Genomic DNA, 25,532 nt, shown 5'->3' on the forward strand with positions numbered 1-25,532 from the left:
TGTAATGACACTGTAAAATGGATTTTTGGGATAGCTTTATGCTTCTCCTTGAATGTATAATCGCGGTGCCCGGAGCTGGACGCAGTCAGCACCGCGATTCACGGCGGCGGAGCCGCCGTGAACAAGTTGTTGTGTTGGTCTGAATACCATTCACAATTAATTATCAAACTGGATAATAAGCGTAATATCCAGTTCCACATACCCGTCTTATATGGAAAAGGACATATCAAGATTTGAAAATTATGTAAAGCAATTCTTGAATCAACTTTATACATTATAAATTCCAATTCCGATAAAGACACAACTACTGAACTCCAGATAAACATAAAACTCAGCGTAATGTCCCAGACATCTATAATTAGCTGGCATTTTTTTTTGCCCGCTTTTCAGACCGGTCAATATTTATTATTATGCCTTCTTTTAAGGCCTTTTCAATAAGTATAAGAGGGTCTAAAAACCGAGCAATAGGAATGGTGATTTGAACGTCCACGTCCCGTGGATTATCCACAACATACTGAATTTACAAACATCATAATACTGGATGATTCCAATCAATCCATATATCATTATATCATTTTAATGGGGCTTCTCCTGAATATAATGCCCCAGATGTCAAAAGATAAACCATGGGCCACCCAGCCTCGGGTAAAATGCTGTTGTCAAGAGAAAACACATGCAGCTTCGCTCGGATCCACCGCTAATAAATTCTCTTTCACTATGTAAAACAGACACTGCAAGCCACAAAGCACGCTATCTGTTTCCTCTTCCCTTTAATCCATAAGGACATACCGCCGAGCAAATGCCGCAGTTATGCCCGTTGTGATACTGAAAGTAGTGTTCCTTTTTCCATTGATCACATGCCAGGACATCCAGCAGTGCTTCACGAGCCAACCCAGGAGACCACGAATTGCCTTTCAGGGCTTTTGCGGGGCAGGCATCAACACAGATTGTACAGGTGCCGCAAAAATTTTTTTCCATGGACGGTCCACACGGAAGCGCCATATCGGTAAAAACAGTTCCCAGTCTGACCCATGGCCCGAATTTGCGTGTAACCAGCTGGCAGTTGCGTCCGATCCAGCCCAGCCCAGCACGTGTGGCGGCGGTTTTATGGGGAAAATCGCCCTTGATGTTCACCGTATCCGTCCGTACCGATGCCGCAAGGACAAGGGATTGAAATCCTCTCTTTTTGAGTTCGGATGCAAGGGCATTTGATAATGCATTGATACGCTTATTAACCTTATCGTATTCGTCTGCGTAGTCTTGATCCGGCCCATTTTGAATACCGGCCATGATGTCCGGGTTCATGGGAATGGCAAAGGAAATGGCACGGGGAAAATTGCTTCCATTGTTATCCTGTGGTGTGGCAAACATACAAAGATCCGCCCCCCCCCAAAGGGAGACGTTTTGCGCGTCCATCCATTGGGTAAGCCAACTCGGAAACGATACTGAATCAATTGCCGATGGATGTGCGGCCATCTCTTCATAGGCATCTTCCACAAATCGAGGTGTGCAGATGGCAAGAAAAATAAGATCCGCCGAGCCTGTGTTGGATATGCGCTGGGGGCACATGGGGGGAATAACTACCATGTCACCGGAATGGACTTCCCTGGGGGGGAGATCTCCGATTTCCACTCGGCCCCTGCCGCTGATGATATAATACCGCTCTGTGGTTCCTTTAAGGCGGTGCCAGCGGGTTGTTTCTCCAGACTTTACCCTTGCCCTTGCAATGGATACGTCCGGATCGGCCGCGGCGTTAAGCAATTCGGTAATGTAACAGTTTTCAGAAATATAGAACTCATTGCTGAGATCCTGTTGTATAATTTTTTCTTTCATCATATTTAATTTCCAATACTATTAGCTGGGCTTGCAGGTACCTTTATCCCAGGAAGTGTCCTTTTACACCGCCTTTTTCGGCCTTGGCATCAGACTCCAGCCTTTCATATGCTTGGAATTCAAGGAACAGGGATGTTGGCAGGGACAGATGGTTAGACAAGTATCTCCCAGCACCGGTGAATCTGTTTGTGTTTTCGCCGATAATCCTCGGGAATGGTTCTGCCGGTGATCTCCCTGTGACTTTCAACGGGAAGTTTGTCCAGCCGGGGAGTGAAATCCTGATGATTGGTGGAAAAATAGATAATCCCCCCGGGCCGCATGACCTTGACCACCATTTCAAGCAAATCTGGATGATCCTCATTGATATCAAAGTGATCCCCTTTGCGTCTTCTGGTAAAAAAAGACGGTGGGTCCACCACACAGATATCAAAGGACTCTGAATTCTCCGACGCTGTTTTTAAAAAATCAAAGGTGTCGGCCTGAATAAGTTTGTTATTCTCAAGGGAAAACCCATTGAGAATCATGTTTTCCCGTGCCCAGGCAAGGGTGCTTTCCGATCGATCCACCGAGGTGGTGCTCCGGGCACCGGCCTTTGCCCCATGGCAGGAAAAGGCCCCGGTGTAGCAGAACAAATTCAAAAGATCTTTTCCCGGCACCACCTCCCGGACCATCATTCGGGTTTCTCTATGATCGGAAAAAAGCCCGGTATCCACATAATCCCACAGGTTAATGTAAAATTTCAAATCACGCTCCTGCATGATGATCTTTTTATTGGTGGTATCAAACCGCTGGTAACGCTTTCCCTCCTGGTAACCGGCCTGCCTCTCCTTTAAATGAATATTTTCCGGCGAAACATTCAGAGCCCGGGCCACGGCATCCCCCATCAGGGGCAACCATCCGGGATCTGAATCCCTTCTGGTATATTCTGCCACCACCACATGCCCGGCATACCAGTCCACAGCTGCCCGAATTTCCGGGATATCCCCGTCATAGAGCCGGAACACCTCAATATTTTGCTTTGCAAACCGTTTTTTAAGATGTTTGTACTGCTTTTTTACACGGTTGGCCAACATTTCTGCCTGTTTATCATATTTTAAACCGGTCTGTTTTTCCACCATAGTGTATCTGAAAAATCCTTTTGGTATTGGGTATAGGTTTGGGGTTCTGTGTATCACAGCCTGATCCCTCCCCCGTATTGATCAAAAAAACTGGTTATCGAGTCATACCTTATTTTGGGACTTGATTACCTCAGGATTCACAATGGTGGGAAGGGTGCCGTTGCGGTAAAACTCAATGATGTTGGTTGCAGCCATGCTGGACATGCCATCCCGGGATTCCATGGTGGCAGACCCGATATGGGGCAATACACAGACATTTTCCATGGACAGCAGCGGATTGTCCATTTCCATGGGCTCGGGGTTGGTGACATCCAGGCCTGCCCCCCAGATATCTCCCTTTTCCAGGGCATGGATCAGATCTGTCTCATTGTGGACCATCCCCCTGGCCGTATTGATAAAGATGGCAGAGGATTTCATCTTTTCAAAGGCTGCCTGGTTGAACATCTCTGTTGTTTCCGGGGTTAACGCACAATGCACGGAAACAATATCGCTGTTGGCCAACAACTCATCAAAGCCTGTAAATCTGGCATTAAAACGCTTTTCCGCAGCGGGGTTAGGGGTACGGTTATGATAAAGGATATTCATATCATAGGCCCCTTGGCACCGTTTGGCCATTTCCATGCCGATGCGGCCCATTCCCACAATGCCAAGGGTTTTGTTCATCAACTCCATGCCCAGAAATGCCCTGGGTTGAAAGGTTTTCCACTGGTCTTTAAGGATGGTTTTATGACAATAAAACATTTTTCTGGCCGTGGCGATCATCAGACCAAAGGCAATATCCGCCGTGGCCTGATTCATGGCATTGGGGGTATACCCCACAGGAATACCCAGCCGGGTGGCTTCCGGTATATTAATATTGTCATAGCCCACGGCAAACTGGGAAATAATATCCAGATGGCTGCATTCATTCAAGAAATAAGCATCAATTTTCTCACTCATGGTGCAGAAAAGAGCATCATGGGCTTTTGCTTTTTCAATGAGTTCCGACTGGGTCATGGGGGTGGAACTGTCCCACAGGGTAATGTCAAAACCTTCTTTTTCAAGCATTTTAATACCGGCATCGGGAAAATTCCGGGTGATAAGAATTTTTTTATTTTTCATGGAATTTCTCCATATTCCTGATCTTACAAATTTTCAAAAAGCACCGAAGACAAGTATCTTTCTCCGGCATCGGGCAGAAGCGTGACAATAAGCTTTCCGTTGTTTTCCGGCAACATACCGATTTTCAAGGCAGCAGCAACGGCAGCACCGCTTGAAATACCGCAGGTAATCCCCTCTTCCAGGTGCAGTCTTTTGGCCATCTCAATGGCTTCGTCACTGGTCACCGTCATGACTTCATCCACCAGATCAAGATCCAGAATATCTGGTTTAAACCCGGCTCCTATTCCCTGGATTTTGTTCACCCCAGGTCCCGGAGAAAAGGGTTTATCCACTTTTAATGCACTTAAAACGGCAGTGTGAACCGGCTCCACGGCAACGGCTTGAATATCAGTACCCTTTTTTTCCTTTAAATACCGGGCAACCCCGGTGATGGTGCCCCCGGTGCCCACACCGGCCACAAAGATATCAATTTCCCCGCCGGTGTCTTCAAAAATTTCAGGGCCGGTGGTTTTATAATGGATGGCCGGATTGGCCGGGTTAGAAAACTGGTTGGCCATGTAGTATCGATCCGGGTTCTGGGCAACCATCTCTTCGGTTCTGGCAATGGCACCTTTCATCCCCTTGGCCCCCTCTGTGAGGATCAACTCGGCCCCAAAGGCCTGGAGCATGCGTCGCCGCTCCATGGACATGGTATCAGGCATGACAATTATCAGAGGATATCCCTTTGCTGCACACGCATAGGCAAGCCCGATTCCGGTGTTGCCGCTGGTAGCTTCAATGACGGTGACATCTTTAGATCCGGGGACCAGCATTCCCTTTTCTTCGGCATCCCATATAATGGCCGCACCCACCCGACATTTCACAGAATACGCGGGATTACGCCCTTCAATCTTGGCAGCAATGGTGCACTTCAACTCTTTTGTCACGCTGTTTAAACGTACCAGGGGGGTTCTGCCGATACTCATGCTGTTATCTTCAAAAATCTGTTTCATGAACCATTCCTTATTTTAGGGATTCAGATCAAACCAATATCCTATTTCTTCACAAGGCAAAAATCAATTTTTTCTACGTTTTAAAAGGGACTCCGTGGGGCAACCATTTTGATGGCCCCTGCCCACAAATTTGATTCTACCCCCACTTTTAAGGTAAAAAGAAGATCAGCAACTGGATTTTTCCTGTTCGTGGGAAATGCATTGAAGAAAGCTCATTTTATGTGCTATCAATATAGAAATCAACTCTTTTCCCCTGCCCGAAAAGCAAGAAAACCAACAGAAGCGCCAATTTTTTCAAAAGGAATATAAGGAAATTTTCCTGACTTTGGAGATTATAATGAACAAAAAAATCGATATTTCAGAAGACTGGGTAAAAAGCACTATTCAAGATTTTATCTCCACCTCTCCATTAAACACCATGAAAAACGGTATGGATGCGGCTTGTGCCAGGTGCGGGTGCCCTGTGAATCGATCATCCCCGTAAAGGCAGCCCGGGAAGCCTTAAAAAAAGGGATATTGCCTCCACCGCCGCCACCATTAGCTTGATGACGAAATGTGCTTTACTCAATACCTTATGATCTAATGAACCCCATGGAAAAGAATGCAATGAACATATTATTTGACCTGGATGGCACCTTAACAGACTCCTTTGAAGGTATAACCAAATGTATTGCCCATGCCATGACAAAACTTGGCAGACCGGCCCCCCAACCGGAATCCCTTGGCTGGTGCATCGGCCCTCCTCTGAAAAAAAGCTTTGCCCAGCTATTGGACTCCCAGGATGATGCCCTGACAGAACAAGCCCTGGCATTTTACAGGGAACGTTTCAGTTCCGTGGGACTTTTTGAAAATGAACTTTATGAAGACATTCCCCAGGTGCTGGAAACCTTGAAAAACAAGGGCCATGCCCTGTATGTTGCCACAGCCAAACCCGGGGTATATGCAAAACGTATTATTCAACATTTTGGTCTGGAGAAATCCTTCAAAGGGATTTACGGCAGTGAGTTGGATGGCACCCGCACCGACAAAACAAGCCTGATTGCCCATGTCCTGGAAATGGAATCACTTTCAGCCACTGAGAGCATAATGGTGGGGGACCGGGAGCATGACATGATTGGTGCCAAAGCCAACGGGGTAACCGGCCTTGGGGTGCTCTGGGGTTATGGTAACCGGGACGTCCTGGAAACTTCCGGAGCATGTGTCTGCATTGACCACCCCCACAATTTAATTGATATGCTCAACAACTTATCACTACAGCACCCCTTTGACTTCAAACCCCATGACAATTGATTTTTCATGAGTTGAATCGTAAATATTCGGATTGGTAACAAAAATTATCAAATTTTCAAAAAGTTTTGCTACACCCTGCCCTGAGGGTGAAGCAAAATATTGAAAAGAGGTAAGAATGAAATTTAAATCCACAAAAACACAATAAATATTAATATCATCTATTGGAATCTCAGTCGCGGCATTGCTATTATTGTCCCCCGGATTAAGGCTCCCGATGTCAAGGGAGGAACTGATCCGGCAGGCTGAATTTAGGGGCAACAGGATCAAGAATTCTCAATGGGGGGATCAACAGATTGGTATCCAACTGATTTGCAATCAAATGGGCGTACTGATTCAGAAGCGAAACAGCTTTTAAAGCAGTTTTTTTTGCCGGACCTGTTCTGCCATAGGTAAGCTGCTCGTAGACCACGGCGGAGAGAATCAGGGCCTGTATGGCTTTTTTGTGATCTCCGGATGCGGTGAGCCATTTTTGCTCCAGCCATTCATGGAATTCAAAGAACAGTTCAAGATTCCAAAGGATCATGGCGATGCACCAATAATCCCGGGACCCTGCTCTCAGCATCTCCATCCGGGCCAATACCTTCTTCAGACCCTGCCTTCGATGGCTGATATACGCCTTGATATGGTCTTGGGTTTCATTGGAAAGATAAGCCCTTGCCCCGTTATCAAATGGGGTGATCTCTTTATTCGTGATGCCTTGGATCAAACAGTGGCCCAGATGATTTCTAACGTCCCTGCACAGACGGTTTTCAAAGGGGTCGAATTTCATATATCTTCCTCCTAAAGAGTACATCTGATTAATACACTATTTTAAAATGAATTTACAACGATTCTGATTTTCTTGACATATGGGGACATGGAGAATACAAAACAGGATTTAAACATTCAAGGGGTTTTTGTCTTCAAATCAGTTGCGTACAAAAGAAATACAAAAGGAGTTGGTTATGCTAAAGGATGGTGAAAAAGGTGTGATTCGTCAACGGGGTAAGGAGAAAATAACATATGCCATTGCGCCCCACATTCCGTGTGGAATTGTAACCCCGGATCAGCTTATCAATCTTGGAACCGTGGCCCAAAAATATTCGGTATCTGCCATCAAAATAACCAGTGCTGCACGCATCGCCCTTCTGGGCATCACCGAAGATCAGGTGGACAACGTCTGGAAGGATCTTGGAATGGATCCGGGTCACGCCACCGGGCTTTGCGTCCGGAGCATCAAGGTATGCCCTGGCCTTGACTATTGCCGACTGGCAAAACAGGACAGTATTCACATGGGCACGGTGCTGGATGAAATCTACCATGGCATGGTGCTTCCCAGTAAGATGAAAATGGGGGTCAGCGGCTGTAAAATCCAATGCGCTGAAAACTGTATCAAGGACATCTCTCTTTATGGAACTCAAAACGGATGGACGGTGATGATTGGCGGGAATGGCTCTGTAAAACCCCGGTTGGCGGATATCCTGGTGGAAGACCTCTCCTTTGACCAGGCCCGGGCCATGGTTGAGAATGTGGTGGAATATTATAAAACCCATTCCAAACGCGAACGCATGGGGAGGATGGTTGAACGCATAGGCCTTGATACCATAAAATCCGATCTAAAAATCAAGGGATAACCCCCTCGCGGCTTAAGCACATTGGCCAACAAGAGATGGTTGGGCTTTGCCCAAGCCAACACTGAATATAAACCCAAGAAACAGACGGTTTATTTTCACGGACGCCCCTCTGTTCTTGACCCTGACTATTGATTATGAGTATAAAGCCATTACGATGTGTCGGCGGAATAATTTGTCAAGAGATTCAAACAGGGGGGATATTTCATGGAAAGGGACTTAAAAAACAAAGGATTTTTATTTGATTTCATAGGCCCGTTGCTTATATCGATTGGGGTAATCTGCCTGAGCTGTGGTTTTTCAGCGGCCTCGTCAGACACTTATAAAGTGATCTCCAAGGATCCTGTCGCCATAGAAGAGGCCATCCTCATGGCCCTTAAGACAAATCCAGACATCAGCATGGTGGCCCAAGAGGTGAAGATGGCAGAGGCTTCCCTAAAAAAGACCGAGTCATTATTTTTGCCAAGAATCTCCGTTTATAGTGAATACTCAACAGGGGATGCCCCCTCGGCATATCTTTTCAAAACCATTGATCAAAGAGAGTTGCCATCTGGGCTGAATTTCAACTCCCCAGGATCCTTTACAAATCTTGAAACCGGCGTTGTTGCAACCTGGAACATATACAGGGGCGGCGTTGATACCCTGAATGCAAAGATTGCCCAATCAGTGGTGTCTGACACCAGTGCAGGGCTTAAAGATATAAAAAACAAAATTGTGGCTTCGGTCATCCAACTCTTTTTTTCCGTCTTAAAGGCAGAAGAATATGTCTCCATTACAGGCCAGTCTGTTGAAACGGTGGCGGAACAGCTAAGAATCATGGGAATTCGTTTTGAGGGGGGAGGGGTGCTGAAATCCGATCTTCTCTCCCTGCAGGTCAGGCTTGCCGAGGCAAAAAAAGACCTGGTCCAGGCAAAAAATCTATACACCACAACCCAGACGGCTTTTAACCGGGTTCTTGGAAAAACTTTGGATGACAACCTTATCTTGTCACGAACCTGTGAATGTCCTGTAGCCTTTCCAAAAACCTGTGAAGAGGCCATAATCCTTGCCATGGAAAAAAGGCCAGAAATTATCCAGGCCAAAGAAAGACTTAAAATGGCCCGGATGGCGCTTGAAAAAGCCGGGGCCGGATATCTGCCGCGTATAGATTTCAATGCCAAGTACTACATTGATGACGAAGACCTGGCATATGATATTAAAAATGATAATTATACGGCCGCTGTAACAATGAACTGGGACATATATACCGGCATGTCCACCAAGGCGGATCTGTCACGGGCCCGCCACGGTCTTAAAAGCGCCGAACAATATTATCGTAAGGTTGAGCTCGATATCGTTCAAGATGTCAGGAATGCCTACCTCAACCTGGAGGATGCCGTGCAGCGTTTTGAAGTTTCAAAAAGCAGTGTGGCCCTGGCCGATGAATCCCTGAGCCTTGTCAAAAGCAGATATGAGGGTGGCTCTGCCCCGGTGACCCGTTATCTTGAGGCCGAGCTTGCAAGGAGCCGGGCAAGCATGAACAAAACAGCGGCCTTTTATGATCAGAAGATTGCCTTGAGCGGTATAGGAAGATCCCTTGGGATGCTTTCACAGATTTGGTCAAAGCTTGAAAAACAGGAGAATTAAAAATGGACTTTACACATAGGGCTTCACACAATAATTTGCGGATATGGATGCCAAGGCTCGCTATAAGTGTCTTTTTTTACTTCCTTTTGGGAATGATACCATTATGGGCCGGGGATACGCCTGCCCCAAATCCTGAAACGTCTGAGGACGGGGTTGTTCAGGCAATACGTGCCAAGGTAACGGAGACCTATACCGCCGTTGGAACCGTAAAGCCAAGGAGTGAGATGATCATCGAGTCCCAGGTGGGTGCCCAGGTTGAAAACGTACATGTCCAGGCAGGGGACAGTGTCCAGAAAGGAGATATTCTGATCACCTTGGATAACCGCCAGCCCTCCTCCCGCCTGGACAGGGCAAGACAGGCACTCCACCAGGCCCGGGCAGGAAAGCAGGAGGCAATACAGGGAGTTCGGGCAGCTGAAGCCGCCTATAACGAGGCTAAATTACACTATGAGAGAATTAAAAAATATTACAACTCCCAGGCGGCGACAAAACAAGAACTTGAAAATGCAGAATCAGGATATCTCCAGGCCAAGGCGGGGCTGAACCGCTCTAAAGATGCCATGGCCGGGGCTGAGGCCGGTATCCGCCAAGCCATGGAGGTCGTATCCGAGGCCACGGTGGGCCTGGGATTCACAAGGATCACTGCACCGGCGCCGGGTGAGGTAATTAAGCGCATGGTGGAGCCTGGGGATCTGGCATTGCCTGGCAAGCCGCTGATTTCCCTTAGAACCGAAGATGGATTCAGGATCGAAGCCCATGTGCGAGAGGGACTCATCGGAAAGGTCACTATCGGAATGCGCATCAAGGCCGAGGTTGTCACCCTTAAAGAGACCTGCGATGCCGTCGTGGAGGAGATCGTTCCCTATGCGGATCCGTCCACCAGAACCTTCCTGGTCAAGGCGGCCCTGCCGCTAATCAATGGCCTGTATCCTGGCATGTATGGAAAACTTCTCATACCTGAATCGGAGCAGGAAGTGGTCATGGTACCTTATAGCTCAGTCATTCTAACCGGCCAGCTTGAGCTTCTAAGGGTCAGGCAGGGAGAAACATGGCAGCTTAGATATGTTAAGACAGGGAAACGCTCCGGTGAAATGATTGAGATTCTCTCTGGACTTAAGGGCAATGAAGTGATCAAAGCAGGGAGAATTAACCGGCCATGAATAATTTCACAGAAAATAGCGAGAAAAAAAACGAGGAGAGGGGATTCTTTTCCAAAATTGTCGAAAAATTCTTAGACGGCAAACTGTCGGTCATGCTGATCATCATCTCCCTTTGCCTTGGCGGGGCCGCACTCATGGTGACACCCAAGGAAGAGGAACCCCAGATTGTGGTTCCCATGGCCGATGTCCTCATATCTGCCCCAGGCGCCAGCCCGGAGGAAATCGAGCAGCTTGTGGCAACTCCCCTTGAGCGTTATCTGTGGCAGATCGATGGCGTGGAGTATGTTTACTCCATGTCCAAAAAAGACATGGCCCTTGTCACGGTGAGATTTTTTGTGGGGGAAAACCGCGAAGACTCCCTTATCAAACTCCATAACCGAATCTCCATGAACCTGGATCAAGCCACCCCCATTGTAAAGGGCTGGGTGATAAAACCGGTGGAAATCGACGATGTTTCCATCGTCAATATTGCCTTGTTTTCGGATACACAAAGCGATTATGTGTTAAGGCGAGTGGGCGAAGAGGTGCTTGCGCGCCTCAGCCAGGTGAAAAACATATCCAAAACAACCATCCACGGGGGACGGGAGCGGGAAGTCAGGGTAAATCTCCTGCCCGAGAAAATGAAGGCCTTTAATATATCCTTCATGGACGTTCAGCAATCACTCCAGGGCGCGGATGCCTCCCTGACTGCCGGGGCCTTTTCACGAAGAGATATCTCCTACACCGTGTCGACCAGTGCGTTTTTGACCAATACCGATGAAATCAGGGCACTTGTGGTGGGGGGAAGCGACGGCAGGCCGGTATATTTAAGGGATATTGCAAGGGTGGAAGACACCCCTGAAGAGGCAGATACCTATTCCAGGATTCTATTTTCAGACGCCTATGCCCGTGAACTGCCGGGGGTTGACCCGCAAAAAAAATACGCATCAATAACCCTTGCCGTTTCCAAGAAAAAAGGCACCAACGCGGTACAAGTGGCCCAAAATGTCATTGATGCCTTTCATGCCCTTGAAGCCGAGCTGATTCCCCAGGGAATTCATTGGGAAATCACGCGAAATTATGGGGCCACCGCCCAGGAAAAAGTGGGTGGGCTTTTGAGCTCCCTTCTCTTTGCCGTTGCATCGGTTGTGGTGCTTCTTGCGTTCACCCTGGGATGGAAGGAGGCCCTTATCGTTGCCGTGGCCGTTCCCATCAGCTTTTCCCTTGCCCTTTTCGTAAATTATCTGTTCGGGTACACCATAAACAGGGTCACCCTGTTTGCCTTAATTCTATCCCTTGGGCTTGTGGTGGATGACCCCATCACCAATGTTGAAAACATCCAGCGTCACATTGTAAATGGGGTGCTTGACCCTTTTCGCGCCACCTTAAAAGCCGTTGATGAGGTGCTACCCCCGGTTATCATGTCCACTCTGGCCATCATTGCCTGCTTTTTACCCCTATTCTTCATCACAGGAATGATGGGCCCCTACATGGCTCCCATGGCCGCCAATGTGCCCTTGACCGTGTCATTTTCAACCCTGTGCGCTTTGACCATTGTGCCCTGGCTGTCCCACTCCCTTTTGAAATCATCTTCTCCCTATATACAGCCTCTTGATATGCCCTCTTCCGGGCCAGAAGGAGACAAGGCTTCAAAAATAACAGCTCACGCACAGACAGCTCCCCATACGCCTGTGAAAGAGGAGACGCAAGACAAATCAGAGGGTAATGATGAAGGTCTGGATCAGACCCAGGCCCAGAAAAAAATCACCGGAACCCGGCTGTTTAAAATATACAGAGCTGTGGTGGAGCCCTTCTTGAACTCAGGATTCAAGCGATTTCTTCTCTTTTCCGGGGTGTTTGTGCTGCTGCTCATCTCCTGTGCCCTTGCTGTATTTCGTCTGGTGCCGTTAAAGCTTCTGCCCTTTGATAACAAGAATGAATTCCAGATTGTCATAGACATGCCCGAAGGAACCACCCTTGAGGCCACAGATGCCGTTGTCCAGTCTTTTGAAAATTATTTAAGAAAGGTCAAAGAGGTTACATCCATCGTTTCCTTTACCGGTGAATCCTCTCCCATGGACTTCAACGGCATGGTGAGGCATTATTATCTGCGCAAGGGCAGTCAGTTTGCCGATATCCGGGTCAATCTTCTTCCAAAAGATGAACGGGATCAGCAGAGCCATGGCATTTTGCTCAGACTGAGAAAAGATTTGGAATCCATTGCCATGGAAAACGGCGCTTCCATCAGCCTGGTGGAGGTGCCTCCAGGGCCGCCGGTTCTCTCCACCATTGTGGGGGAAATCTATGGAACCCTTGATCTGCCCCATGGTAAACTGACAGAATCTGCTGCACATCTGAAAAATATCATGGCCCAGGAACCTTTTGTAGTTGACATAGACGACATGACAGAATCTGATCATGAACGGATTGAGTTTGTAATTGACAAGGAAAAAGCCGCCATGCACGGCATTGATACCCGTACCATTACATCCACGCTTCATGGGGTTTTGACCGGTCTTGTTCCGGCATTTGTGCATCTTCCCAGGGAGCGCCAACCTCTGAAAATACGGGTTACCGTGCCAAGGGATATGAAATCGGGAATCACGAATTTAAAGGGAATCCCAGTAAAGGCTGCAAACGGTAAAATGATCACCCTTGCAGAACTCGTTTCAGTTCAAAAGCTTCCGGATCAGAAGACCATTTATCACAAAAATCTGAAGCGGGTGGTATATGTGGTGGCGGAAACCGCAGGTCGTGCCCCTGCTGAAGCGGTTTTGGATATGCAAAGCCGCCTGAAGGAAGACCCCATGCCCCAGGGAACCCGTGTGGACTGGGCAGGGGAAGGTGAGTGGAAGATTACCCTGCGGGTATTCAGGGACATGGGAATTGCATTTGCAGCGGCACTGGTGGGAATTTATATCCTCCTGATTATCCAGTCCGGCTCTTTTGTAATGCCGGGACTTATCATGATGGCCATTCCTTTGACCCTATTGGGGATCATGCCGGGATTTGTCTTATTGAACATGTTTGGCACCACCCCGTCAGGGGGCTTTGAAAATCCCATCTTCTTAACGGCCACCAGCATGATAGGTATGATCGCCCTTGGCGGGATTGTGATACGAAATTCCCTGGTACTTATCGAATTCATTCAGGATGCCATGGCAGGGGGAATGGATTTCAAGGAGGCCATACTACAAAGCGGGGCCATTAGGATGCGCCCCATCCTGCTCACTGCCCTTACCACTGCCATAGGGGCGTTTCCCATCACGCTTGATCCCGTATTTTCCGGCCTTGCCTGGGCATTGATATTCGGGCTGTTTGCCTCAACCCTCTTTACATTGCTGATTATTCCGGTGACCTATTATTCGTTTTACAAGGCCAGCGTTTAAACAGATAGGATTTACTACATAGGTCCAATTTTATCTGCGGGGACCCGATCCTTCGGGTCCGATGAATTTACATGTTCGGCCTTTTTTTGATCAAAGATATCAGCTTCAAGCCCCATGGCTTTGGCACGTTTCATCCATTGCCTCCGCGCTAGAGCACGCATGTCTTCAACATCGTCTGTTTCATCCATAATTTCCATGCCGATAAGCGTCTCGATCAAATCTTCTAAGGTCACCAGTCCGTCAGTCTCTCCATGCTCATTGATGACTATGGCAATGTGCTGGCGATCCTTAAGAAAGAGCTCCAACAATGCTGTTAACGATACCGAATTCGGAACAGCGACTATATCACGTTTCAATGCTTTGAGTTGTTCATCCCCTCGCTTCTGCGCCGTATGAATTAGGATATCCTCTTTAAGCACAAAACCGGTTATGTCATCCGTATGTTTCCTGTAGATCGGCAGACGAGAAAAAGGGGTTTGGGTTACGTGTTTAATTGAATCAATAACTTTCATGTCCTGGCTTAATGCTGTGATTACAACACGTGGTGTCATGATATCGGTAACTTTTAGTGACTCGAATCGGAATATATTCCGAATAATACTTGATTCTTTATCGTGAATATGCCCGGCTTCGGCACCGACCTGAGCCATGGCCATGAATTCGGCTCTACTGAAACTGTGTATCTCCTTTCCGTGTGAAATAAACTGTGTCAATTTTTCGGAAACCCACACAATTGGATAAAGAACCACTATCAGGGTATTTACAAAAAAAGACATTGGACCTACAAGTTTTGACCAGTAGACAGCACCTATTGTTTTAGGAACTATTTCGGAAAAGAAAAGAATCAAAAAAGTCATGACAGCTGAAAATAGACCAAACCAGGCATTTCCAAAGACAATAGTCGCTTTGGCCCCGGCACCGATTGCGCCAACCGTATGTGCAATCGTGTTGAGTGTCAAAATGGCAGCAAGGGATTGGCCCACATTGTCTTGTTTCAATTGTTTTAAAAGAGCTGCATGCTTTGGTCTCTTTTCTTTTTGACCTTCAATATATGAAGGCGTAATGCTTAAAAGTACCGATTCAGCAACTGAACAGAGAAATGAAAAAATCAATGCCATCAATACATAGGTTATCAGCAGCAGGACATCAGCACTGCTATTGTCAATGTTGCTTTCGAGTGAACCCTCGACTGCAACGGCATGAGTCGAAATAACCAACACCAGTAACACTGCAGGGGCTAAAATCCAATTTATTTTTTTTAGTAACAAACGCATAGGCGTTGTGTATCTCCATATCGTGTGGTCCGTGGAGCTCCTGGTTCTTCTAATCTTCAAGTTATTTCCTGTTCCATATCTATATTGCGCGTGCTCAATATAACTTTTAAATCCGCAGCACACTGAACAAAGAGTTGGAACAGCCAACCCACGTGGGCCGCTCCTCAACTTGGCATTGACTGGTACTTATAATCTCCACCTTTGGGGATTTAGTCAATCAGAATATTTCAAGGAAACCGATCCGAAGCAGTATCCTGATATAAGAGATCTCATGGTGTTCTTTTATGATATATGGGATTTGGGTAATTCTTAGGGAGTCAGAGTATATTAATTTACCGTTTATGAATTTCAAGCAATCATCAATTCAGAATATTGCCTTGATTAAATGGTAGATTGAAAATTTCTGAGTCCCTAAGGTGGCCGACGTCACGATCAATCTTTAGTTACATAAAAAATCATACGAGATCAAAGCGATCAAGGTTCATCACCCTGTTCCATACAGCCACAAAGTCATTCAGGAACTTCTCCTGGGAGTCTCCGCATCCATAGACTTCCGCCAGGGCCCGAAGCTGGGAATTGGAACCAAAGATCAGGTCAACACGGGTGCCGGTCCATTTAAGTTCCCCCGTTGTGCGATCACGACCTTCAAAGAGCTCTTTGTCTTCTGAGGTTGCCTTCCACGTGGTGCCCATATCAAGGAGATTTACGAAAAAATCAGTGGTGAGCGTTTCTGGCCGTTTGGTGAAAACCCCATAAGAGGACTGTCCGAAGTTGGCATTCAAGACACGCATGCCGCCCAGAAGAACCGTCATTTCCGGGGCGGTCAGCGTCAGCAACTGGGCACGATCAACCAGCATCGCCTCTGCCGATACGGAGTATTTGGCTTTAAGATAATTACGAAATCCATCTGCAGCCGGTTCAAGCACGTGAAACGACGTCACGTCGGTTTGTTTCTGGGATGCATCCGTGCGTCCCGGTGTAAAGGGAACGATCACATCATATCCGGCATTCTTTGCCGCCTGCTCCACACCTGCACATCCGCCCAGGACAATCAAATCGGCAAGGGATACCTTTTTTCCGCCTGACTGTGCATTGTTAAATCCCTGCTGGATTCCTTCAAGGGTCTGCAGCACCGTGGACAATTGGGCCGGCTCATTGACTTCCCAATCCTTTTGCGGTGCAAGACGAATACGCCCCCCGTTGGCCCCGCCGCGCTTATCGGAACCCCGGAATGTGGACGCCGATGCCCAGGCCGTGGAAACCAGTTGGGAGACAGACAGACCCGAGGCAAGTATCTCAGCCTTAAGTGCTGAAATATCCTGGTCGTCGATGAGCTCATGATCCACTGTGGGCACCGGATCCTGCCAGACCAGTTCCTCCGCCGGAACCTCCGGACCCAGATAACGGGACCGGGGCCCCATATCCCGGTGGGTAAGCTTGAACCACGCCCGGGCAAAGGCGTCGGCAAATTCATCCGGGTTCTCGTGGAATCTTTTGGCAATGGGTTTATAGATTGGATCCATGCGCAAAGAGAGGTCTGCCGTGGTCATGATGGTTGTAACCCGCTTGGAAGGATCATGGGCCGCAGGGGCAAGATCCTTTTCATCGGGATTCACCGGCACCCACTGGTAAGCCCCGGCGGGACTTTTTTCCAGATTCCAATCATAGCCGAACAGCAAATCAAAATAGCCCATATCCCACTGGATTGGATTGGCCGTCCAGGCGCCCTCAATGCCGCTGCTGATGGTGTCATCCCCTTTGCCGCTGCCAAAACTGCTCTTCCATCCAAGGCCCTGCTCCTCAATGCCTGCGGCTTCGGGTTCCGGTCCCACCAGCGAGGCATCACCGGCACCATGGCACTTACCAAAGGTGTGCCCGCCAGCCACCAATGCCACGGTCTCTTCGTCGTTCATGGCCATGCGGGCAAAGGTCTCTCGAACATCATGGCACGAGGCCACTGCATTGGGTTCACCGTTGGGGCCTTCGGGGTTCACGTAGATCAACCCCATCTGCACGGCGGCAAGGGGATTTTCAAGCTCCCGTTCGCCGGAATAGCGATTGTCACCCAGCCACTCTTTTTCGGTTCCCCAATAAATATCCTCTTCTGGTTCCCATATGTCCTCACGCCCACCGCAAAAGCCAAAAGTTTTAAATCCCATGGACTCAAGGGCGCAATTGCCGGCAAGGATCATAAGATCGGCCCAGGAAATTTTATTGCCATATTTCTGTTTGATGGGCCAAAGCAGTCGGCGGGCCTTGTCAAGATTTACGTTGTCCGGCCAGCTGTTCAGAGGGGCCAATCGCTGATTGCCGGAGCCTGCCCCACCCCGCCCGTCGCCCATGCGGTATGTACCTGCGCTGTGCCATGCCATGCGGATGAAGAGCCCCCCATAGTGACCGTAATCCGCTGGCCACCACTCCTGGGAGTCGGTCATCAGGGCATAAAGATCTTTTTTAAGCGCCCCAAAATCAAGTTTCTTGAATTCCTCAGCATAGTTGAACTCCGCACCCATGGGGTTGCTCTTACATGAATTTTGATGAAGGACCTTAAGATTTATCTGGTTCGGCCACCAATCGCGATTCGATGTGCCACTGCCAGCTGTTGGGTTAGCAGTTCGTCCCGTTACCGGGCACTTGCCATTTTCATTGGACATGTTGACCTCCTCGTTTTTTATTCAAAGGGACAAGATACTAAGTGATAACAATCATCAATTAATGGCAAAAAAAAATATTACACTTTCTCTGCCATGCAATTGCTGCAAATACCGAAAAAGTCCAACCGGTGATTCAAAATTTCAAAGCTCGTCTCCACAACGACTTCATCTTTCAGATCATTCAGACTGCCCAGATGGCTGTTTCTAAATCATCCGAGGTGATAACGACTGTTTTCCCAACGGGATCAACGGCGGGGATCTTATCATAAACTCTATTCATAAGGCTTTCTGTGATGGACGTGGCCAGATGTTCTGTGGCAACAGAAATTTTGTTATGTTCCCACATTGTGCCGACCTGGAATACCCCCTTTTGGAAAAGATTTAAATAGATATTGTGCACATTAAATTCGGTGGCAATCAATGATTCCAAAATCTCAGAGCAGGGAATTCTTTTGCCCTTAATAAGATTATTAAAATATTGATCATAGCTACTATCTTTTCCAGTCATGGTAAACGCCTTCGTATATCACTCCCAGACAGAGTGTATCCCATTTTCCCGACATCATCATAGCATTCAAACGACGCGGCTGGGCCGGGGATAATCCCGGGCGCTTCCATCAGGTTATAATGCTGACCAGCCAGTACCATCGTTTATGATTTAAACAATCTGCATTACCTGTGTGGTACATCATCTTTTTCACGCTTACATGCTCAAGAGAATAGAAGGACAGACGAAACACCACCTCTTCCTTGAGCCATTTTTTTTGAACCCTGTTCAAATCACTCAAGATAAACCCCAGAGGTGAATAATTATATGTCTTAAAAATCAAAGCCAAGTCCCGTGCCACGCATTCAGCATCACTCTCCTCGGTTGATCGTTTAACCTCAAGCATCTGTAAATGAAAGGTATAAGACTCAAATGAGGGTAGGAGAAGAAAAATGGTGCCGCCCTTTTTGGTATTAAATAAAATATTTGCAAAAAAATCGTCAAATTCCTTATAGGTACTTGGAAAAATAGAATTTATCGAAATGGAAACATCCATTTTTTCCAACAGGTGGATCTGTTTAATGTTCTGTTTAAAATACCTTATATTTTTCTGATTATGATTATTCGCTTTGGCCTGCGCCAACATATTTGAGGAAAAATCAATGGCATTGACCTGTTTGAAATTGCAAAAATACTTAAGCGCATTACCCGGGCCGCATCCAAAGTCAGCCACGTTTTTTTCCGAAGGGTCAAGAATCGCTTCAAACAGTTGGGTTAAATTATTTTTGCCCGTGAATATGGAATTTATTTCCCGGTCATAATCTTGTATGTGCTCCCAGAAATCCAGTTCACTTACTGCATTTTCAATGCGTTGCATGGCGGCATCCTTATCTTTTTAAGAAAAAAGCATTGAAGTCAGTGAAAATACCGGGATCAGCGTTTTTCTCAAGACTAGTTTTCATTTCATTTATCTTCCATGTATTGTAGCATGAAATGCAGTATTCTGGATTAATTTCTCAATTCCAGGGACACCGTCACGTTGAAAAAAGGGGCGTGGTCACAATATGGGGCACTTTGGGGTCGATGGCCCATGTTGTGACCACGCCCAAAAAACTTGATCATCAAGCTTAACTTATTTAAAAAAGAGAAACAAATAAAAAAACAGGTGAGCGAAAACATGACAAATTTAAAAAACAAAAAAGAAGATTCCAACTCCAGGCTTGTTTATTCTACGGAGTCGGGCAGAATATGTCCTTTTTGCGAAAAATCGGAAAAACAATGTAAATGCAAAAAGAAGAAAAATAATCCGGACACTGGAGACGGAAAAATTCGTGTTCAGAGACTAACAAAGGGAAGAAAGGGGAAAGGGATATCTGCCATTTCTGGAATTCCCCTTGAGGATACCGAGCTGAAAGCCCTGGCAAAAAAGCTTAAAATAAAATGCGGTACAGGTGGAACGGTAAAAAACGCTGTCATCGAAATCCAGGGAGATCACAGAGACCTGCTCATTGAAGAGTTGAACCAACTTGGCTATAAAGCCATAAAATCCGGAGGATGAGCCACCCCTGGATGAGCTATATTATAAGGGCGAATTCCCATTTTCCCAGTTAGAGGCTTAATCAAAGAATCCGGGGTGCTGGCCTAATTTTTACGCCAACAATTAAGGTTTGACAACAAATCAAGCGGGTTGATATACTGCATGGCAGACCATTGGTGATTTCAATTCTCTATTTCCATCGAATAAAAATATCCTTCGAAACATTCACATCTTCAACACCGATATGTATGGACATCATGTAGTACCTGAACGTTGCATTCATTGGTTTACCTAAAGCCTTCAACTTTCAGGTAATAAGCTCTGAAGTTTTACTTTTAAAAAAGGAGGGCAATATGACCGTTTCCATTATTATCAGACGCACGGTAAAGGATGAAGTTATGGCAGGCAAACTGGCCCCGCTCATCGTCCAACTCAGATCTAGGGCGGCCTCCCAGCCGGGATTCCTGACCAGCCAGACCTTCAGTTGTCTGGATTGTGAAGGAGAGTATCTGGTGATCAGCAACTGGAATACGCTAGAGGACTGGAACAAATGGATGCAAAGTAAAGAACGCATGAGTATCCAGGACAAGGTGGATGAACTTTTGAGGGAAAAAACCGCCTACCGCTATTATGAACCCGTTGTGGGTGGAATCTCCCCCCGGTTCAAAGGCCCAAAGAATTAATCAGCGATGCCTGCGGATGCACACGAAAGCCCGATACGGATACCTGATATTCAAAAGAAATCGCCATGCACCGGATCAAAGCAATCCGGTGCATGGAAACAAATGCCTGATTTAGAAGCAATGTATCTTTTTTGAACCGTGGGTTCAAACAAGTTTGACATGTCTGTAAAAAGAAACTTTGTGAAATTTTTACCACCCATCTGTGGATTTGACGCTTATTCGTCCACAATAAGTTGTATTTAAAAAATAGACTCCGTATTTTTTACGAGAATATCAAGTTTACACCCTGAAATTTATATTTCAGCATCGTTTAAATTTACGTTCATAAGCGCAGGCCACCACGGCTGCGGCGTCTGCGGCATCGGTGATATAATCTCTGTTGATCACCAGATCAAACTCATAGGGACTGGCATCTTTTTTCTGGTAAATGCGCTTAAAAAAGTCCCGCTGCTCTTTATCTATGTCCTGGAGTCGATCTTCAGCATGTTTTTCTTCAATGCCCAGCTGAGCGGCCAGTCGTTTTACCCGGAATTCCTGGCTGCAGATACACCGCACAGCCAGAACCCGTTGCCGGGGAAGAATCAGATGCAGCCCCCTGCCCACAAATATTGTGGGTTCAAGATCGGCAAGGGCAAGGGCTGATTTAGCAAGCTGACGAGCATAATCGCTTTTGATAAATGATTTTTCCTTAGTAAGCATGGCCAGCAATTCACTCATTCTGCCCGGATATCGCTCATCAAAAAAGGCCACGGTCTCTTCCGCAAGATCAATCTGGGTGGCCATGTGTTCCAGGATCTCCCGGTCGATGACCCGATGATTTATTTTCTCCGCCAGGATATCGGCGATTTCCAGTGCCCCCCCACCTATTTTTCGTGAAAAACAGATTGCAGGGCGATCTGAAACCACCGAATCCCCGGAGGCAGCACTGCCCTGTCGATCCGACCATTTGCGGATATGCGAATCAGTCCACTGGGCAGCCGTCAAACGTTTTTTCCCATATTGGCCGGGGTTATATACCATGGGATCTGATTTTTTATTCATGATTTCCTCCTTCCATTTCAAAATTGAATCGATAGTTACCGAAGGTCGCAATAAAAATCCAGCTGACCTCAACTAAGGCAGAATGACGAGGAAACATAACGATCATGACTGCCCTTACCCGCTTTACAGTAAGCAAGTGGTGTGCCATGACCCATCACTACTTTAAGGGGCTGTCATACCTGTGTAGGGCACGGTTTTTTCAGGAAAAATAAAAATCCGCCCAGCAGCAAATTGGTGTCATTATTTTTTACACTTTGTAAAAGAAATCAAAGCCCAATCATAAAATACCCCCCCTCACCGGAAGAGCCGGAGTCTATGCTTGCCTCATGTTGAGATCTCCAGACAGGATCATGCAGTGCATATTTGCCCAACAATTAATCCTTGACAGCGTTTACACCAGAGGAGTATGTAAAAAAAGAGTTGAAAATCGCCCCGGCGATGCCGCAAATAGAGCAACTAGGGCGATATTGAAGTATTATATGTTCCGCCAGCAGTGAAACAAGCCGCTAATTTAAATTCAAGAAAAACGGCACATTCACCCCGACGGAAAAAAGAATTATCCATGATAAAATTTGGGAGGTGTGTTCATGAATGCGTTACTGATTATGGTGGTGTCCTTTCTAGGTTATATTGCCATGTATAACCTGTATGGCAAATTCATCGGGAACAAGATATTTAAGTTGTCAGGGGATGCCACCGCACCGTCTGTATCAATGGAAGACGGTGTGGATTATGTGCCCACCAACAAAGAGGTTATTTTTGGTCACCATTTTACATCCATCGCTGGCACCGGACCCATTGTAGGACCCGCAGTGGCCATCATCTGGGGCTGGGTTCCCGCTCTGATATGGGTGTTTGTGGGCAGTATTTTCATGGGTGCGGTGCATGATTTCGGTTCCCTGATCATCTCCATGCGCAACCAGGGCAAATCCATTGCCGACTACACCGCCAAATATGTAAACAATCGCACGCGATTTTTATTTTTTCTCCTGGTCTTTCTGGAGCTGTGGATCGTCATTGCCATTTTCGGGCTGGTCATTGCCGTTGTATTTGCCATCTATCCGGCCTCTGTGTTTCCCGTATGGTTTGAGGTTGTCATTGCCGTATATCTGGGCCACCTGATCTACAAAAAAGGCAAAAGCATCATGACATGGTCCATCATCGCCGTGATTGCCATGTATCTCACCGTGGCCATTGGTGCCTTTATGCCCATTAAGATGCCAGCCGTGGCCGGCATCCCTGCCACGGGTGTGTGGACCATCATTCTTTTGATATATGCCTTCATCGCCTCCACCCTTCCGGTGACGGCCCTTTTGCAGCCCCGGGATTTCATCAACTCCCACCAGCTAGTCATTGCCATGTTTTTGATGGTGATGGGGGTACTTGCCTCGGCCTTTGGCGGACATCTTGAAATCGTTGCCCCGGCCATCCAGGCCAATCCCACCCAGGCACCGCCCATGTGGCCGTTTTTATTTATCACCATTGCCTGCGGGGCCATCTCTGGCTTTCACTCCCTGGTTTCTTCGGGCACCTCTGCCAAACAGGTGAGACAGGAGACCGATTCCCTGTTCGTGGGATATGGCTCCATGCTCATGGAAGGTGCCCTGGCCATCCTGGTGATCATCGCTGTATCTGCTGGTATTGGCATGGGATACACCACAAAATCCGGAGAAACCCTTGTGGGTGTTGCCGCATGGACCACCCATTACTCTTCCTGGGCCGCTGCTGCAGGTCTTGGTTCCAAGGTGGGTGCCTTTGTTAACGGTGCTGCCAACATGATTGCGGCCACGGGTATGCCCATGAGCTTTGCCATCGTCATCATGGGTGTATTTGTGGCATCCTTTGCCGGTACCACCCTGGACACCGCCACCCGTATCCAGCGCTACATCGTGGCCGAACTTTTCAGTAACTTTAGAATGGATTTTCTAACCGGAAAATACATGGCCACCTCCATTGCCGTGCTCTCCGCCCTGGGACTTGCCTTTGCATCGGGTGCCGGCGGAAAGGGTGCACTGAAACTATGGCCCCTTTTCGGTGCAGTCAATCAAACCCTGGCGGCCCTGGCGCTGATCATCATCACCGTCTACCTGAAGGAAAAAGGCGGCATAAAATGGATGATCTCCGGCATTCCCGCCGTATTTATGATCTTCATGACCATCTGGGCACTCATCGTTAATCAGACCAATTTTGGCACCCAGCACAACATGCTGCTTCAAACGGTGAATATGATCGTTCTGGTCATTGCCATCTGGATCTCCATTGAAGGACTGATTCGTTTTTTAAGCATTGACAGCGAAATTCAAGATCCGGAAAAATCGGCGATTTAGTCCTCATCCTAGGATTTTGAAAAAGTGACTTGATCATAAGATAGGCCGGCCCTCACAAAAGCTGGTCAGTGGGGTCAGGCTTGCCCCCTTTCCAGAATGGTCGATCTTGTGATCAAGCCCCGGGTATGAAACTCAGCCCCCCAGCTAATCTTCACGAACACTTACCTTGAGATCAGGTTTCCCATGTGCAATCGGGATAAAAGGGGCCATGAAAAACCATGCAAGGCCCAAAAGTTGAAGCACAAGCATCACCCCGAATCCCGCCTGGTATCCCACGGGTGCATAGCTATTTGCCAAGCCGGTTTCCCAAAGATTAATGATGACGCCGATGGCCCATTGACAGGCAAATGCCGCCAGAAAAACCAGAAGATTGATGCCCGTGGTCACCCGTCCGGACAACTCCCGGGGAAATTGGTGGGAAAGCCCGGAATAGGCGATGATGCCCGATGTGCCGAAAAACCCGAACAGAAGCCAGATCAGGGGAACCATACTGGATTGACCTGCAATGATGATCCCCTGGATAACCATGAAAATCATCATTCCACAGACTGCCGTAGACAGGACATCAATACCGGTTCTGCTGAGCCGTTCTGCAAGATACCCCAGAAATATAAAACCGAACATCATGGAAAGAGCAATTGCCGAAAGAAGCATGGCAGCTTCCATATGTTCCATTTTGCCGACATCCCGGAGCCAGGGTCCCACCCATAATCCCTGGATGGAGAGAAAGCTGGCCTGGGAAAGGGTTGTTACCGGAGCCGTGCGCAGGAACTGAGGGCTGGTAAAAACCGTTTTTATTCCCCGGAGCTGTTCCGGTAAAGAGTCTGATCTCTTTTTCTCCTTTTCTTCAGGAACCACCCGCCATAAAATGAGTGATGCGCAGAGACAAAGCATTGAAAGCCCCATGAAAATCCCCCTCCAGTCCGTTATCTGAAGTGCCCAGGCCACAGGGGTGGTGGCTGTCAGTGCCCCCAGTGCTCCTGCCGCCATCTGAAACCCATTAATTCGGGGCCACATTTTTTCAGGAAACCAGATGACATAGGCTTTGAATGCAGCCATGAGGCAGGCAGAGACCCCGAATCCAATAAAGGCCCGCCCGATGATAACTCCGGTGAGTGTTTGTGATCTGGAAAATATAAACGCTCCCAGGGCTGCAACAACAAGAAGCAGGGCGTTGATCATGCGTGGACCGAACCTGTCCAGCAACACCCCCAATGGAAGCTGCGAAGAGGCAAATGAGATAAAATAGACACTGGTGAGCAGACCCAGTTGAGATGGATCAAGATGCAGATCCATCACCAAATCCGGGGCGATGACGGCATTGACCACACGAAAAAGATAGGAGATGAAATACCCCATGGCAAAGGGAATAAAAATGGTGGGTATTCTACGTTTCGTTCCGGACATTAACGACTCCTTCCTAATATGAAT

20 protein-coding genes are annotated in these 25,532 nt (G+C 47.5%); 9 read left to right on the plus strand and 11 right to left on the minus strand.

Annotated elements, in window-relative coordinates; genetic code table 11:
- Positions 1-750: 750 nt before the first annotated feature.
- The 4 genes from ACYQ2M_RS22180 to cysK form a co-directional block, all read right to left on the minus strand.
- On the minus strand, positions 751-1,836 hold the full coding sequence (locus ACYQ2M_RS22180; protein WP_459918581.1) for a 4Fe-4S double cluster binding domain-containing protein: 1,086 nt from the start codon (positions 1,834-1,836) through the stop codon (positions 751-753).
- Positions 1,837-1,985: 149 nt separating this feature from the next.
- A complete protein-coding gene (locus ACYQ2M_RS22185; RefSeq protein ID WP_459918582.1) occupies positions 1,986-2,951 on the minus strand; it encodes a class I SAM-dependent methyltransferase in 966 nt (321 codons plus the stop codon).
- A gap of 102 nt (positions 2,952-3,053) precedes the next feature.
- Entirely contained in the window at positions 3,054-4,052 is a 999-nt protein-coding gene (locus ACYQ2M_RS22190) for a 2-hydroxyacid dehydrogenase (RefSeq protein ID WP_459918583.1), read from the minus strand.
- A gap of 23 nt (positions 4,053-4,075) precedes the next feature.
- On the minus strand, positions 4,076-5,044 hold the full coding sequence (gene cysK / locus ACYQ2M_RS22195) for a cysteine synthase A (protein ID WP_459918584.1): 969 nt from the start codon (positions 5,042-5,044) through the stop codon (positions 4,076-4,078).
- A 337-nt stretch (positions 5,045-5,381) separates the two neighbouring features.
- Here cysK and ACYQ2M_RS22200 point away from each other — a divergent pair, with 337 nt between their 5' ends.
- Positions 5,382-5,528: a hypothetical protein gene (locus ACYQ2M_RS22200; RefSeq protein ID WP_459918585.1), complete on the plus strand. Its 147-nt coding sequence runs from the start codon at positions 5,382-5,384 to the stop codon at positions 5,526-5,528.
- 122 nt (positions 5,529-5,650) lie between these two features.
- Positions 5,651-6,334 (plus strand): HAD family hydrolase, encoded by a 684-nt coding sequence (locus ACYQ2M_RS22205; RefSeq protein ID WP_459918586.1) that lies wholly within the window; start codon positions 5,651-5,653, stop codon positions 6,332-6,334.
- Positions 6,335-6,551: 217 nt separating this feature from the next.
- Here ACYQ2M_RS22205 and ACYQ2M_RS22210 read toward each other — a convergent pair whose 3' ends face one another.
- The gene (locus ACYQ2M_RS22210; protein WP_459918587.1) at positions 6,552-7,103 is read right to left on the minus strand and encodes a DUF309 domain-containing protein; all 552 of its coding nucleotides are present in this window, start codon (positions 7,101-7,103) and stop codon (positions 6,552-6,554) included.
- A 175-nt stretch (positions 7,104-7,278) separates the two neighbouring features.
- Between ACYQ2M_RS22210 and ACYQ2M_RS22215 the strand changes: the two genes are divergently transcribed.
- From ACYQ2M_RS22215 to ACYQ2M_RS22230, 4 genes are all read left to right on the plus strand, one after another.
- Entirely contained in the window at positions 7,279-7,947 is a 669-nt protein-coding gene (locus ACYQ2M_RS22215; RefSeq protein ID WP_459918588.1) for a nitrite/sulfite reductase domain-containing protein, read from the plus strand.
- A gap of 204 nt (positions 7,948-8,151) precedes the next feature.
- The gene (locus tag ACYQ2M_RS22220) at positions 8,152-9,570 is read left to right on the plus strand and encodes a TolC family protein (RefSeq protein ID WP_459918589.1); all 1,419 of its coding nucleotides are present in this window, start codon (positions 8,152-8,154) and stop codon (positions 9,568-9,570) included.
- 2 nt (positions 9,571-9,572) lie between these two features.
- Positions 9,573-10,730 carry an efflux RND transporter periplasmic adaptor subunit gene (locus ACYQ2M_RS22225; RefSeq protein WP_459918590.1) on the plus strand — a complete coding sequence of 386 codons (1,158 nt, stop codon included), beginning with the start codon at positions 9,573-9,575 and terminating at the stop codon, positions 10,728-10,730.
- Positions 10,727-14,098 carry an efflux RND transporter permease subunit gene (locus tag ACYQ2M_RS22230; RefSeq protein ID WP_459918591.1) on the plus strand — a complete coding sequence of 1,124 codons (3,372 nt, stop codon included), beginning with the start codon at positions 10,727-10,729 and terminating at the stop codon, positions 14,096-14,098. The genes ACYQ2M_RS22225 and ACYQ2M_RS22230 overlap by 4 nt, the downstream gene beginning before the upstream one ends.
- A 14-nt stretch (positions 14,099-14,112) precedes the next feature.
- Here ACYQ2M_RS22230 and ACYQ2M_RS22235 read toward each other — a convergent pair whose 3' ends face one another.
- From ACYQ2M_RS22235 to ACYQ2M_RS22250, 4 genes are all read right to left on the minus strand, one after another.
- Positions 14,113-15,372, minus strand: a complete 1,260-nt coding sequence (locus ACYQ2M_RS22235; protein WP_459918592.1) for a hemolysin family protein — start codon at positions 15,370-15,372, stop codon at positions 14,113-14,115.
- A 455-nt stretch (positions 15,373-15,827) separates the two neighbouring features.
- The gene (katG, locus tag ACYQ2M_RS22240; protein ID WP_459918593.1) at positions 15,828-18,026 is read right to left on the minus strand and encodes a catalase/peroxidase HPI; all 2,199 of its coding nucleotides are present in this window, start codon (positions 18,024-18,026) and stop codon (positions 15,828-15,830) included.
- A 181-nt stretch (positions 18,027-18,207) separates the two neighbouring features.
- The gene (locus tag ACYQ2M_RS22245; protein WP_459918594.1) at positions 18,208-18,534 is read right to left on the minus strand and encodes a B12-binding domain-containing protein; all 327 of its coding nucleotides are present in this window, start codon (positions 18,532-18,534) and stop codon (positions 18,208-18,210) included.
- A 109-nt stretch (positions 18,535-18,643) separates the two neighbouring features.
- Positions 18,644-19,390, minus strand: a complete 747-nt coding sequence (locus tag ACYQ2M_RS22250) for a class I SAM-dependent methyltransferase (protein WP_459918595.1) — start codon at positions 19,388-19,390, stop codon at positions 18,644-18,646.
- 300 nt (positions 19,391-19,690) lie between these two features.
- On the opposite strand from ACYQ2M_RS22250, the gene ACYQ2M_RS22255 reads away from it, so the two are divergent.
- Together ACYQ2M_RS22255 and ACYQ2M_RS22260 are read left to right on the plus strand one after the other, a co-directional pair.
- Positions 19,691-20,071, plus strand: a complete 381-nt coding sequence (locus ACYQ2M_RS22255; RefSeq protein ID WP_459918596.1) for a translation initiation factor Sui1 — start codon at positions 19,691-19,693, stop codon at positions 20,069-20,071.
- 332 nt (positions 20,072-20,403) lie between these two features.
- A complete protein-coding gene (locus ACYQ2M_RS22260; RefSeq protein ID WP_459918597.1) occupies positions 20,404-20,733 on the plus strand; it encodes an antibiotic biosynthesis monooxygenase family protein in 330 nt (109 codons plus the stop codon).
- A 300-nt stretch (positions 20,734-21,033) separates the two neighbouring features.
- Here ACYQ2M_RS22260 and ACYQ2M_RS22265 read toward each other — a convergent pair whose 3' ends face one another.
- Positions 21,034-21,774 (minus strand): cytidylate kinase-like family protein, encoded by a 741-nt coding sequence (locus tag ACYQ2M_RS22265; protein WP_459918598.1) that lies wholly within the window; start codon positions 21,772-21,774, stop codon positions 21,034-21,036.
- 587 nt (positions 21,775-22,361) lie between these two features.
- Between ACYQ2M_RS22265 and ACYQ2M_RS22270 the strand changes: the two genes are divergently transcribed.
- A complete protein-coding gene (locus ACYQ2M_RS22270) occupies positions 22,362-24,101 on the plus strand; it encodes a carbon starvation CstA family protein (protein ID WP_459918599.1) in 1,740 nt (579 codons plus the stop codon).
- A gap of 144 nt (positions 24,102-24,245) precedes the next feature.
- On the opposite strand, the gene ACYQ2M_RS22275 is transcribed toward ACYQ2M_RS22270, so the two are convergent.
- Positions 24,246-25,532 (minus strand): MFS transporter (locus ACYQ2M_RS22275; protein ID WP_459918600.1); only part of this gene is annotated, 1,287 nt, incomplete at its 5' end.

Source organism: Desulfocicer niacini, from assembly GCF_054657595.1.

Excerpts from the sequence above, each read along its gene's own strand:
- cysK (WP_459918584.1), bottom strand. The coding sequence starts at position 5,044 with ATGAAACAGATTTTTGAAGATAACAGCATGAGTATCGGCAGAACCCCC.
- ACYQ2M_RS22180 (WP_459918581.1), bottom strand. The coding sequence starts at position 1,836 with ATGATGAAAGAAAAAATTATACAACAGGATCTCAGCAATGAGTTCTAT.
- ACYQ2M_RS22230 (WP_459918591.1), top strand. The coding sequence starts at position 10,727 with ATGAATAATTTCACAGAAAATAGCGAGAAAAAAAACGAGGAGAGGGGA.
- ACYQ2M_RS22220 (WP_459918589.1), top strand. The coding sequence starts at position 8,152 with ATGGAAAGGGACTTAAAAAACAAAGGATTTTTATTTGATTTCATAGGC.
- ACYQ2M_RS22190 (WP_459918583.1), bottom strand. The coding sequence starts at position 4,052 with ATGAAAAATAAAAAAATTCTTATCACCCGGAATTTTCCCGATGCCGGT.
- ACYQ2M_RS22215 (WP_459918588.1), top strand. The coding sequence starts at position 7,279 with ATGCTAAAGGATGGTGAAAAAGGTGTGATTCGTCAACGGGGTAAGGAG.
- ACYQ2M_RS22265 (WP_459918598.1), bottom strand. The coding sequence starts at position 21,774 with ATGAATAAAAAATCAGATCCCATGGTATATAACCCCGGCCAATATGGG.
- ACYQ2M_RS22250 (WP_459918595.1), bottom strand. The coding sequence starts at position 19,390 with ATGCAACGCATTGAAAATGCAGTAAGTGAACTGGATTTCTGGGAGCAC.
- ACYQ2M_RS22270 (WP_459918599.1), top strand. The coding sequence starts at position 22,362 with ATGAATGCGTTACTGATTATGGTGGTGTCCTTTCTAGGTTATATTGCC.
- ACYQ2M_RS22185 (WP_459918582.1), bottom strand. The coding sequence starts at position 2,951 with ATGGTGGAAAAACAGACCGGTTTAAAATATGATAAACAGGCAGAAATG.
- ACYQ2M_RS22210 (WP_459918587.1), bottom strand. The coding sequence starts at position 7,103 with ATGAAATTCGACCCCTTTGAAAACCGTCTGTGCAGGGACGTTAGAAAT.
- ACYQ2M_RS22260 (WP_459918597.1), top strand. The coding sequence starts at position 20,404 with ATGACCGTTTCCATTATTATCAGACGCACGGTAAAGGATGAAGTTATG.
- ACYQ2M_RS22200 (WP_459918585.1), top strand. The coding sequence starts at position 5,382 with ATGAACAAAAAAATCGATATTTCAGAAGACTGGGTAAAAAGCACTATT.
- ACYQ2M_RS22245 (WP_459918594.1), bottom strand. The coding sequence starts at position 18,534 with ATGACTGGAAAAGATAGTAGCTATGATCAATATTTTAATAATCTTATT.
- ACYQ2M_RS22205 (WP_459918586.1), top strand. The coding sequence starts at position 5,651 with ATGAACATATTATTTGACCTGGATGGCACCTTAACAGACTCCTTTGAA.
- ACYQ2M_RS22235 (WP_459918592.1), bottom strand. The coding sequence starts at position 15,372 with ATGCGTTTGTTACTAAAAAAAATAAATTGGATTTTAGCCCCTGCAGTG.
- ACYQ2M_RS22225 (WP_459918590.1), top strand. The coding sequence starts at position 9,573 with ATGGACTTTACACATAGGGCTTCACACAATAATTTGCGGATATGGATG.
- katG (WP_459918593.1), bottom strand. The coding sequence starts at position 18,026 with ATGTCCAATGAAAATGGCAAGTGCCCGGTAACGGGACGAACTGCTAAC.
- ACYQ2M_RS22255 (WP_459918596.1), top strand. The coding sequence starts at position 19,691 with ATGACAAATTTAAAAAACAAAAAAGAAGATTCCAACTCCAGGCTTGTT.